Source organism: Mycobacterium sp. H4Y (assembly GCF_000364405.1).
GTDB lineage: Bacteria > Actinomycetota > Actinomycetes > Mycobacteriales > Mycobacteriaceae > Mycobacterium > Mycobacterium intracellulare.
In genome coordinates this window covers 2,092,032-2,102,718 of record NZ_AKIG01000001.1, presented here as the reverse complement: position 1 = coordinate 2,102,718, position 10,687 = coordinate 2,092,032, and the positions used below count along the sequence as shown (strand labels likewise).

The following is a 10,687-nucleotide window of genomic DNA, read 5'->3' as shown; positions in this document are numbered from 1 at the left end:
TCACCGCGCGTTGATCATGGGCGTTGATGGGCCGTTGCAGCGCTTTTGGCGGACGTCACGCGCGCGCCGAATCGGGCCCCGGTAGGGTCGAAGAGGTGTGCGGAGTCACCGGGGAGGTACGACTCGACGGGCGGGCGCCCGAGGTAGCGGCGGTCTCAGCGATGGCCGCCGTGCTGACGCCGAGGGGCCCGGATAGTGGCGGCGCCTGGTCGCAGGGCCGGGTTGCCCTCGGCCATCGTCGCCTCAAGATCATCGACCTGACCGAGGCCGGCTCGCAGCCGATGGTCGACTCCGAACTGGGCCTGTCGATCGCCTGGAACGGCTGCATCTACAACTACAAGGAACTGCGCAGCGAACTCAGCGGGTACGGCTACCGCTTCTTCTCGCACAGCGACACCGAGGTTCTGATCAAGGCCTACCACCGATGGGGCGACGACTTCGTCAGCCACCTGTTCGGCATGTTCGCCTTCGCCATCGTCGAGCGCGACAGCGGGCGGGTGCTGCTCGGGCGCGACCGGCTCGGCATCAAACCCCTGTACCTGACCGAGGACAACCACCGGGTCCGCTTCGCCTCGACCCTGCCGGCCCTGCTGGCCGGCGGCGGCGTGGACACCCGCATCGACCCCATCGCACTGCACCACTACATGACCTTCCACTCGGTGGTGCCCGCCCCGGCCACCATCCTGCGCGGGGTGCGCAAGGTGCCGCCCGCCTCGCTCGTCGCGATCGAGCCCGACGGCAGGCGCACCGTCACCACGTACTGGGCGCCCGATTTCACCCGGCACGCCGACCGCGCGGACTGGTCGGAGCGCGACTGGGAAGACGCCGTGCTGTCCACGCTGCGCCTGGCGGTCCAGCGCCGCCTGGTCGCGGACGTGCCGGTCGGCTGCCTGCTGTCCGGCGGGGTCGACTCCAGCCTGATCGTGGGCCTGCTCGCCGAGGCCGGCCAGCACGGGCTGTCCACCTTCTCGATCGGCTTCGAGTCGGCCGGCGGGGTCAAGGGCGACGAGTTCCAGTACTCCGACATCGTGGCCAAGCGCTTCGAGACCGACCACCACCAGATCCGCATCGAGACCGCACGGATGCTGCCCGCCCTCGACGGGGCCATCGGCGCGATGAGCGAGCCGATGGTCAGCCACGACTGCGTCGCCTTCTACCTGCTCAGTCAGGAAGTGGCGCGCCACGTGAAGGTCGTGCAGTCCGGCCAGGGCGCCGACGAGGTGTTCGCCGGCTATCACTGGTACCCGCCGATGGGCTCACCGGCCGCCGCGTCGCTGCAGGGTGCGGTCGCCGAGTACCGCGGCGCCTTCTTCGACCGTGATTCGGCCGAGCTGGCCGGCCTGCTGGGCCCGGGCATCATGGCGCCCGGCGACCCCAGTGGCCGCTTTGTCACCGAGCACTTCGCGCAGGCCGGCGCCGAGACGGGCGTCGACCGCGCGTTGCGGCTCGACACCACCGTCATGCTCATCGACGACCCGGTGAAGCGGGTCGACAACATGACGATGGCGTGGGGGCTGGAGGGCCGGGTTCCGTTCCTCGACCACGAGCTGGTGGAACTGGCCGCCACCTGCCCGCCGGAGCTCAAGATCGCGCACGAGGGCAAGGGCGTCCTCAAACAGGCTGCGCGGCGGGTGATTCCATCGGAGGTCATCGACCGGCCCAAGGGCTATTTCCCGGTTCCGGCGCTGACCCACCTCGAAGGGCCCTACCTCGACATGGTCCGCGACGCCCTCTACGCGCCGGTTGCCAAGGAGCGCGGCCTGTTTCGTGCGGAAGCGGTCGAGGGCCTGCTGGAGAATCCCAACGGCAAGCTGACCCCGCTGCGCGGCAACGAGCTGTGGCAGATCGCCCTGCTCGAGCTGTGGTTGCAGCGTCACGGCATCACGGGGCCGGTTGCATGACCGTGGTCGATCCGTCCGGCGACCACACCGAGGCGATCACGCTCGGTCTGCACGACGCTTCGCCGCCGGAGCTGGTCGATGCGATGGCGAAAGACGTCGAGCTCGAATTGGGTTGGGGCCGACTGATTTTCGGGCAGACCTTCGCCGACTCCCAGCAACTGGTCGAGGCGCTGCGCCGCGAGGGTCCCGGCCGGCGCGACATCTGCATCTACGCCCGCGAATCCCACGTCGTGGTCGCCGAGGCGCCCACCGAGCTGTTCATCGACCCCAGCCACACCTACCGGCTGCGCTTCACGGGCAAGAAGAAGGCCTCGCCGCCGCCGCCGCTGGGCGTGACGGTGCGCACGCTCAACGATCCGATCGACGCCGACGCCATGAACCGGGTGTACGTGCGCTGCGGGATGGTCCCCGCCGGGGTCGACGTGATCTGGGACAACCATCGGCATGTGCCGGCGGTGAAGTATCTGCTCGCGGTGCGCGACGAGGACGGCGCCGTGGTCGGTACCGTCACCGGCGTCGACCACGAGTTGTTGTTCAACGACCCGGAGGAGGGGTCGAGCCTGTGGACGCTGGCCGTCGATCCGGCCGCCGGGCTCCCGGGGGTCGGCGCGGCCCTCACCCGGGCACTGGCCGAGCACTTCCGCGACGCGGGCCGCGCCTACATGGATCTGTCGGTGGCCCACGACAACGCCGCCGCCATCGGCCTGTACGAGAAGCTGGGTTTCCGCCGCGTCCCGGTGCTGGCGATCAAGCGCAAGAACGCGATCAACGAGCCGCTGTTCAGCCCGCCGCCTGAGACGGTCGACGACCTCAATCCCTACGCCCGGATCATCGCCGACGAGGCGCTGCGCCGCGGGATCTGGGTCGAGGTGCTCGACGCCGAGACCGGCGAGATGCGGCTCACCCACGGCGGCCGCAGCGTCATCACCCGGGAGTCGCTGTCCGAATACACCTCGGCGGTGGCCATGTGCCGCTGCGACGACAAGCGGTTGACCCGGCGCCTGGTCTCCGAGGCCGGCATCACCGTGCCGCGCGCGCGGCTGGCCACCTTCGACGAGAGCGACTTCGCCTTCCTCAAGGAGGTGGGCGAGGTCGTCGTCAAACCGACGCGGGGCGAGCAGGGCAAGGGCATCACGGTCGGCGTCGTTCCCGACAACGGGCCCGACGACCTGTCCGCCGCCCTCGCGCGCGCCCGCAAGCAATACCCGGACGTGCTCATCGAGCAGCGGGTGGCCGGCGACGACCTTCGCCTCGTCGTGATCGACGGCCGCGTCGTCGCCGCCGCCCTGCGCATGCCCCCGGAGATCATCGGCACGGGGGAGCACAGCGTGCGGGACCTGATCGCGGCCGAAAGCCGGCGGCGGTCGGCGGCCACCGGCGGCGAGTCCCGCATCCCGCTGGACGACCTCACGGAATCGACCGTCGCCGAAGCCGGTTGGGCGCTCGACGATGTGCTGCCGCAGGGCACCCGGCTCCGGGTGCGTCGCACGGCGAACCTGCATCAGGGCGGCACCATCCACGACGTCACCGCGCAGGTGAACAGCGAGCTGTGCCGGGTCGCGGTGACCGCGGCCGAGGCGATCGGCATCCCGGTGACCGGCATCGACCTGCTGGTGCCCGACGTCACGGGCGCCGACTACGCGTTCATCGAAGCCAACGAGCGACCGGGGCTGGCCAACCACGAACCTCAGCCCACGGCGGCGGCTTTCATCGATTTCCTCTTCCCCGGCCACCCCGGGCAGCCGCAGGCCTGGACGCCCGAGGAGTCCCGCTCCGATCGCGGCTGACGCCGGTCGAAACCAGAACGGAGACGCCCGTGAGTGCGAGCGCGCAAACCAACGCCATCACGACGCAGGTACCCGCACGGCTGGACCGGCTGCCGTGGTCCCGGTTCCATTGGCGCGTCGTCGTCGGCCTGGGCGGAGTGTGGGTGCTCGACGGGCTCGAGGTCACCATGGTGGGCAACGTCTCGGCTCGGCTCATGGAACCGGGCAGCGGCATCGCGCTGGACCCCGCGCAGATCGGTATGGCGGCGGCGATCTACATCGCCGGGGCGTGTTCGGGGGCGCTGTTCTTCGGTCACCTGACGGACCGGTTCGGACGACGAAACCTGTTCATCCTCACCCTCGCGATCTATCTGGTCGCCACCGTGGCGACCGCGTTCGCGTTCGCCCCCTGGTATTTCTTCCTGACCCGCTTCTTCACCGGCTCCGGCATCGGCGGCGAATACGCCGCCATCAACTCGGCCATCGACGAGCTGATCCCGGCGCGGGTGCGCGGCCGGGTCGACCTGGTGATCAACGGAACCTATTGGCTGGGTTCGGCCGCCGGCGCCGGCGGCGCGCTGATCCTGTTGAACACCGCCAACTTTCCGCCCGACATCGGGTGGCGGCTCGCCTTCGGCATCGGCGCGATCCTCGGCATCTTCGTGCTGCTGGTGCGGCGCAACGTCCCGGAGAGCCCGCGCTGGCTGTTCATTCACGGGCGCGAGGAGGAGGCCGAGCACATCGTCGGCGAGATCGAGCAGGAGGTCGAGCGGGCGACGGGCGAGCCCCTGCCCGAGCCGCAGGGCAAGCCGCTGCGGATCCGCCAGCGCAAGTCGATCTCGTTCCGAGAGATCGCCGGCGTGGCCTTCAAGCTATACCCGCGGCGCGCGGTGCTCGGGCTGGCGCTGTTCATCGGGCAGGCGTTCCTCTACAACGGCGTCACGTTCAACCTCGGCACGCTGCTCAGCCAGTTCTACGCCGTGCCGTCGGGCATGGTGCCGGTCTTCTTCGTGCTGTGGGCCCTGAGCAACTTCGCCGGCCCGCTGGTGCTCGGGCATCTGTTCGACACCGTCGGCCGCAAACCGATGATCACGCTGACCTACATCGGCTCGGGTCTCGCGGTGGTGGTGCTGGCGCTGGTGTTCGTCACCCAGGCCGGCGGCGTCTGGGCCTTCATCGGCGTGCTCATCGTGGCGTTCTTTTTGGCGTCGGCGGGTGCCAGCGCGGCGTACCTGACCGTCAGCGAGATCTTCCCGATGGAGACGCGGGCGCTGGCGATCGCATTCTTCTACGCGATGGGGACGGCGATCGGCGGCATCACCGGCCCGCTGCTGTTCGGTCAGCTGATCAACTCGGGCCACCGCAGCGAGGTCGTCTGGTCGTTTTTGATCGGCGCGGTGGTGATGGCCGCGGCCGGGCTGGTCGAACTGTGGCTGGGGGTCGCCGCCGAGCGGCGCCCGCTGGAAGAGCTGGCGTTGCCGCTGACCGTGGAAGACGCCGAAGAGGCCGAACGCCAAGGGGATTCGGCGCCGCTCCCGGACTGACGGGCCTGCCCGCTCGCGCGCGTCACCGCTCGGCTACCCGGTGAGCCTGGTCAGCCAGGCGGGATCCTGATAGTTCACGGACGTGACGCCGTCCCACACGAAGGGGGTGGAGTTGGCGTTGACGCCGGACAGCGTCGAATAGCCGTTGGCCGCTTTCGTCTTGGCCGTGCCGAGGTCGTCGCCGGACTTGATGCAGGTGATCACGGCGGCGCCGGCGCCGACCGTCTTGGCCAGTTGCGCGAATTCGCCGTCGGTGCGGTCTTCGGCGCCGCCCTCCTGCGGCTGAAAGTTGCTGGCGAACAAGCCCGAATAGAAGTCGCTGTAGAGCTTGGCGTCGTTCTGCGCGGCGACGCAGTAGGTGGCCGCGACCGCGCGGGTCGAATAGGTCCGGCTGTGCGAGCGGTCGTCGAGGAAGTTGAGCAGGTGATAGCGCACCGCGAGCTTCTTGTTGTTCACCGCCGCGTCGATGTCGGCGCCGTTCGATCGGATGAAGGTGCCGCACGGCGGGCAGATGGGTTCGTTGAAGATGTCGATCGTCGCCCGTGCGGCCGAACTGCCCACGTACACACCGTCATCGAGCACCCGCAGCGCGACGGCGTCCGGTGGTGGCGGCGGCGAAGGCGGCTCCGGCGGGGACTCAGATTCCCACGGCCGGACCACGGCGAGCAGCGCCCCGACGAGCGCCACGGCGACGGTGGCGGCGACGCCGACCCACAGCCAGGGCCTGCGGCCGGCTTGCGGCGGTGGCGCCCACGGCGGCGGGCCACCGGCGTTGCTCCAGCCCCCAGCACCGCCCCAGCCGGTCGGTTGGGGCACCGGCCCGCCGGGAGCAAATGGCTGGCCGGCGCCCGCAGGGGTGGGCCACGCCGTCGCCGCGGGCGGTGCCGGCGCGATGCCCCCGGGTGCCTGGGCGGCGAATGCCGAAGGCGGCGTTGCCATCTGGGTGCGCGCCAGGATGTCGGTGGCCCGATCCTGGTCGGGTGCGGCCAGCGCCGCGTACGCGGCGGATGACAGGTCACCACAGGTGAGGTAGCGGTCGTCGGGGTTCTTGGCCATGCCGCGGGCGATCACCTCGTCGAAGCCGGCCGGGATGCTGGGCCGCGCCGCGCTGGGCCGTGGGATCGGTTGGTGCACGTGCGCGCCGATCACGCTGAGCTGGTCGCCCGTGTAGGGAAGGGAGCCGGTCAAGCACTCGTACAGCACGCAGGCCAGCGCGTAGATATCGGCGCGATGCGTCACCTGGGAGTCGCCGAACCGTTCCGGGGCCATGTATTTGGCGGTGCCCACGGTGGTGCCGATTTGCGTCAGCTTTTCGTCCGACGTCGCGCTGGCGATGCCGAAATCGACGAGGTAGGCGAAGTCGTCGGCGCTCACCAGGATGTTCTCCGGCTTGACGTCTCGGTGCAGGATGCCGGCCGCGTGGGCGGCGTCGAGCGCCGACCCGATCTGACGGACGATTGCCACCGCCCGCGGCGGCGACAATGGCCCGTACCGCTTCAGCATGCCGGCCAGGTCTTTGCCGTCGACGAGGCGCATGTCGACGTAGAGCTGGCCGTCGATCTCGCCGAAATCGTGGATGGGCACGACGTGGGGTTCGTGCAGCCGCCCGGCGGTGCGCGCCTCGCGCTGCATCCGCGAGCGGAAGACCGGGTCGTTGGACAGCGTCGGCGACATCAGTTTCAGGGCCACCACGCGCTCGCGGACCGTGTCCTCGGCCTCGTAGACGTCGCCCATGCCGCCGCGACCGACCAGCCGCCGCAGCAGGTACGGCCCGAACTGCGAACCCGCCCGCGTATCCGCGGTCGTGTCATCCATCGGCGACTCCTCATCCGCCAGCCCCATGCACCGCAAACCGATTCGTGGCGCTCGCGCGGGCCCTGCCGATGGCGGCGCCGGATCCGCCGGTGCGGTGGCATGCAGGCATAAGGCTAAGGTTTCGGCGACCGCGGGGCACACCGAATAGCGAAAGCCAGCTAATTCGACGGGACGCGCTTAGCGGACGTCGTCATCCCCGGCGGCGCGGTCGGTGAGGCCTTCGCGCGACAGCGCCCGGACGAATCCGTAGGCCTGCATGCCGGCCGGGCCGGGATTGTCGAAGATCCACTCGTTGATCTTTTCCAGCGCGTTGGCCAGGTCGTCGCGCTTGACCCGGACCAGATAGGTTCTGCGGTCGTCGTCCGGGTCCTCGAGTGACTCGGCGACCGCGACGGGGTTCCGGAACGCATACGCGATCCCGTGCACGGCATCGTGATTGAGCGCCCACTGAATTTCGCTGGGGCGCAATCGGTTCACCGCCAGATTCCGATAGTCACGGTCGTGGTCTGAACTGCTCACCTGGCCGGTGATCCTTTTCTGTGTGCAGCGCGGGAGGCGACAAGCCGGGCGTTTTCATCATAGGAACGCTGGCCGCTTGCTGCATGTCGAGCGCTTCTGCGCACCGGTGTCAGCGGGTGTACTTCAGAAACAGGTAGTCGTCGCAGACCAGCGCGTGCGCCAGGCGCATCGTGACTGGCGCGGTCAGCCGCGCCGGGTGCACGCGGTAACCCACCGGCTGGCTCGCGGCGAGCCTGGGGGCGAGGGTGACGCACAGTTCGGTGACGGCGTCGGCCTCGACCAGCTCGTCGAGCAGGGTCGGCCCGCCCTCGCACAGGATGCGGCGCATGCCCTGCTCGCGCAGCATCGCGACGGCCAGGGCCACGTCCACGGTGTCCTCGCCGGCGATCAGGAGGCGCAGCCGGTTGTCCGGCCGGTCGTCACTGTCGAGGCGCGCCGCGGTTCGCGCGCAGGTCACCAGGATCGGTGGTTGTTCGGGATCGCTGAACAGCCGGGCGGGCAGGTCGCCGCTGCGGCTGACGACCGCGATCGGCGGGGGCGCGAATCGCCCCTCGTGGTGCCGCCTGGCCCGCGCCGCGTCGCTGAGCTTCACCGGGCCGTAATTTTCGGCGCGGGCGGTGCCCGCCCCGACCAGGACGACGTCGGCCAGCCCGCGCAGGATCCGCAACAGCCGCTGATCGGTGGGACACGACAGGGGCCCGGCGCGCCCGCCGAACGCGGCGGCGCCGTCGGCGCTGAAGATCATGTTGGCGCGCAGGCTATCCGGGGGATCGGCATAGAACGGCGCGAGTTCGACGATGCTGGGGACGGTGCTGACCCGGGGAGACTGGTCCACCCTCACGCCTCGTGGCCGGGTTCGAGTTGGCGGACGTCGCCGAACGACACCCAGCTTTCCAGCTCCCGTGGCGGGCTGCCGCCGACCGGGGCCAGCAGGTGCCCGACGTGGTCGCCCAGCGGGAAGCGCTCGAGGATCTCGCCGACGAACCAGGCGGCCGCGTCGTCGAGGATGGGCATCCCGTCGGGGCCCGAATGCCAGGAACAGCGGGCGAACTTGTCGATCTTGTCGCTGGTCTGGCCGCCGAAGAGCTCCACGACGTCGAGGTGGTCGTGGTCGAACACGTGCACCGCCAGGTGGGTGGCGTCGCGGGCCGTGCGGAACGTGTGGTTGCGCTGCGACAGGCCGACCAGGAATCGGGGCGGGTGAATGCTGGCCTGGCTGGCGAAACCCACGAGGCAGCCGGCCGGGGTGCCGTTGGCCTGCGTGGTGACGACGAACATCGGATAGTTCAGCACCGCCACCAGCTTGTCGAATGCTTCGGTTTCGGGGTCGGCCATCCGGTCAGTCTTCCGTTGCAAGTGAGTGACATTCAGTGGTCACGCGACTTGCACCCCGTCTCGGGGTTGTTCCCCGGCCTGGTGGCCGGTTCCCTTCCGCGCTTCACGGCCACCAGCCCGCCCAGGCCAGGTCTTACGGTCGGCTCCACGCTTGACGGCGGCCCCAACTGGGCCGACGACGCTAATGGTGTCCTCGTAGCGTGCGAGGTTGATCGCTGCGTTGTCATCACGTTGGTGCGTGAGCGAACAGGCATCACATGTCCAGTATTCATCCCAGCCGATGTCTTGCACATGCCCACAGGCATGGCAGGTTTTCGACGACGGAAACCAGCGGTCAGCGACCGCCAGCTGCGACCCGTACCAGCCGCTCTTGTAAGACAGGAGGCGACGCGCGGCGCCCAGGGCCGCGTCCGACAGTCCACGCCGTCTGGCGCGGGCGCCCGAAAGGCCCTTCTGCCGCAACATTCCCGCCACGTCCAAACCTTCAATAACGATCTGGCCGTGGGTTTGGGCCAGTCTTGTGGTGAAGACGTGCAGGTGATGCGTGCGAACATCGTTGACCCGGCGATGCAGCCGGGAGATCTCGGTGGTGCGCTTACGGTATTGCCGCGAGCCTTTCGCGCAACGCGACCGTGCCCGACAGACCTGCCGCAACCGTTTCAGTGCAGCATCGAGCGGGCGCGGGTTTTGCACCTGTTCGATCACCGTGCCGTCACCGGTGGCGACCGTTGCTAGGCGCCGGACCCCGACATCGACACCCACCCGCGAATCGGGTAGCGCAACGCCGGGCTGTTGGGGGCGTTGCACCAGCACCCGCACCGTGGCGTCCAGCCGGGTGCCGTTGCGGCGCACTGAGATCGCCAACACCCGCGCTCGGCCGGCGCGAATCAGCCGTTCAATCCGGCGGGTGTTCTCATGGGTGCGAACCGTGCCGATCACCGGCAGGGTGAGGTGCCGTCGGTCGGGTTCGACGCGCATCGCGCCGGTGGTGAAGCACACCCGGTCAGCGTCGCGGCCCTTCTTCTTAAAGTGCGGGAACCCGACTCGTTTCCCGGCGCGGTTACCAGCGCGGGAGATCTGCCAATTCCAGTACGCATCGACCGCACCGCGGATTCCGTCGGCGTAGGCTTCCTTCGAGCATTCCGGCCACCACACCGCCCCGGTTTCGGCGTTGATGCAGACCTCGTCCTTGACGGTGTTCCAGCGTTTCCGCAGCACTCGCAGCGAAGGTTTCTCCGTCTCGATGCCGCACGCGTGCCAGGCTTCGATATCAGCTTTCAGGGCCGCGACCGTCCAGTTGTAAGCCTTACGGCGGGCACCGAAGTGCCTGTTCAACGACCTGGCTTGATCCCCGCTAGGGTCCAGGGTGAACCGGAATCCCTGCACTGTCCAACCGTGAGGAACCTCGAATTTTGCCATCACGCCGCCTCACGGTCATCGGCAGCGGCAATTGCCCGCTTAGCCGCCCGCTCGCCATACGAGCGAGCACACATCGACGTCAGGATCTCCGTCATATCGGCCACCAGATCGTCACCAGACTCGGCTGAGTCCGCGCATACACAGCGGTACGACAGCGCAGGCCAACACCCCCGTGTGCCGTCGACGAGATCAGCCCACCCACCCCACCGCGCAGGCAGGGGCAGGCAGGGGCGAAAGCAGCGATACACGGTCACCGAGACAACACGGTTGCGCTCAGCCCACGCCGCGAGACTCATACCTCTGTTCCTACAACACACCACCGACAACTACCGGCCACTGACACCGCAATCAGCTACTAGCCCCGTCACATAACCGGCGGAATCGCGCT

Annotated in this window: 8 protein-coding genes and 1 pseudogene; 3 read left to right on the top strand and 6 right to left on the bottom strand. The window is 69.0% G+C overall.

Annotated elements, in window-relative coordinates; genetic code table 11:
* Positions 1 to 95: 95 nt before the first annotated feature.
* Genes W7U_RS09435 through W7U_RS09425 form a run of 3 tightly spaced genes read left to right on the top strand, consistent with a single transcriptional unit; the run spans position 96 to position 5,211 of the window.
* On the top strand, positions 96 to 1,901 hold the full coding sequence (locus W7U_RS09435) for an N-acetylglutaminylglutamine amidotransferase (RefSeq protein ID WP_008257305.1): 1,806 nt from the start codon (positions 96 to 98) through the stop codon (positions 1,899 to 1,901).
* Positions 1,898 to 3,688: an N-acetylglutaminylglutamine synthetase gene (ngg, locus tag W7U_RS09430; RefSeq protein ID WP_008257303.1), complete on the top strand. Its 1,791-nt coding sequence runs from the start codon at positions 1,898 to 1,900 to the stop codon at positions 3,686 to 3,688. Before W7U_RS09435 ends, ngg begins: the two co-directional genes overlap by 4 nt.
* 29 nt (positions 3,689 to 3,717) lie before the next feature.
* Positions 3,718 to 5,211 carry an MFS transporter gene (locus W7U_RS09425; RefSeq protein WP_008257301.1) on the top strand — a complete coding sequence of 498 codons (1,494 nt, stop codon included), beginning with the start codon at positions 3,718 to 3,720 and terminating at the stop codon, positions 5,209 to 5,211.
* Positions 5,212 to 5,244: 33 nt separating this feature from the next.
* On the opposite strand, the gene W7U_RS09420 is transcribed toward W7U_RS09425, so the two are convergent.
* The 6 genes and pseudogenes from W7U_RS09420 to W7U_RS26735 all read right to left on the bottom strand — a co-directional run.
* A complete protein-coding gene (locus W7U_RS09420; RefSeq protein ID WP_008257299.1) occupies positions 5,245 to 7,026 on the bottom strand; it encodes a serine/threonine protein kinase PknE in 1,782 nt (593 codons plus the stop codon).
* A 177-nt stretch (positions 7,027 to 7,203) separates the two neighbouring features.
* Positions 7,204 to 7,545: a hypothetical protein gene (locus W7U_RS09415; RefSeq protein ID WP_008257297.1), complete on the bottom strand. Its 342-nt coding sequence runs from the start codon at positions 7,543 to 7,545 to the stop codon at positions 7,204 to 7,206.
* A gap of 109 nt (positions 7,546 to 7,654) precedes the next feature.
* Positions 7,655 to 8,380 carry a pyrimidine reductase family protein gene (locus W7U_RS09410; protein WP_008257295.1) on the bottom strand — a complete coding sequence of 242 codons (726 nt, stop codon included), beginning with the start codon at positions 8,378 to 8,380 and terminating at the stop codon, positions 7,655 to 7,657.
* Positions 8,381 to 8,382: 2 nt separating this feature from the next.
* Positions 8,383 to 8,880: a flavin reductase family protein gene (locus tag W7U_RS09405; RefSeq protein WP_008257293.1), complete on the bottom strand. Its 498-nt coding sequence runs from the start codon at positions 8,878 to 8,880 to the stop codon at positions 8,383 to 8,385.
* Between the two features lie 39 nt (positions 8,881 to 8,919).
* On the bottom strand, positions 8,920 to 10,299 hold the full coding sequence (gene tnpB / locus W7U_RS09400) for an IS607 family element RNA-guided endonuclease TnpB (RefSeq protein WP_008257291.1): 1,380 nt from the start codon (positions 10,297 to 10,299) through the stop codon (positions 8,920 to 8,922).
* Positions 10,299 to 10,430 (bottom strand): annotated as a pseudogene (locus W7U_RS26735) (IS607 family transposase); the annotation flags it as partial. The gene tnpB and the pseudogene W7U_RS26735, both read right to left, overlap by 1 nt.
* Positions 10,431 to 10,687: the final 257 nt, after the last annotated feature.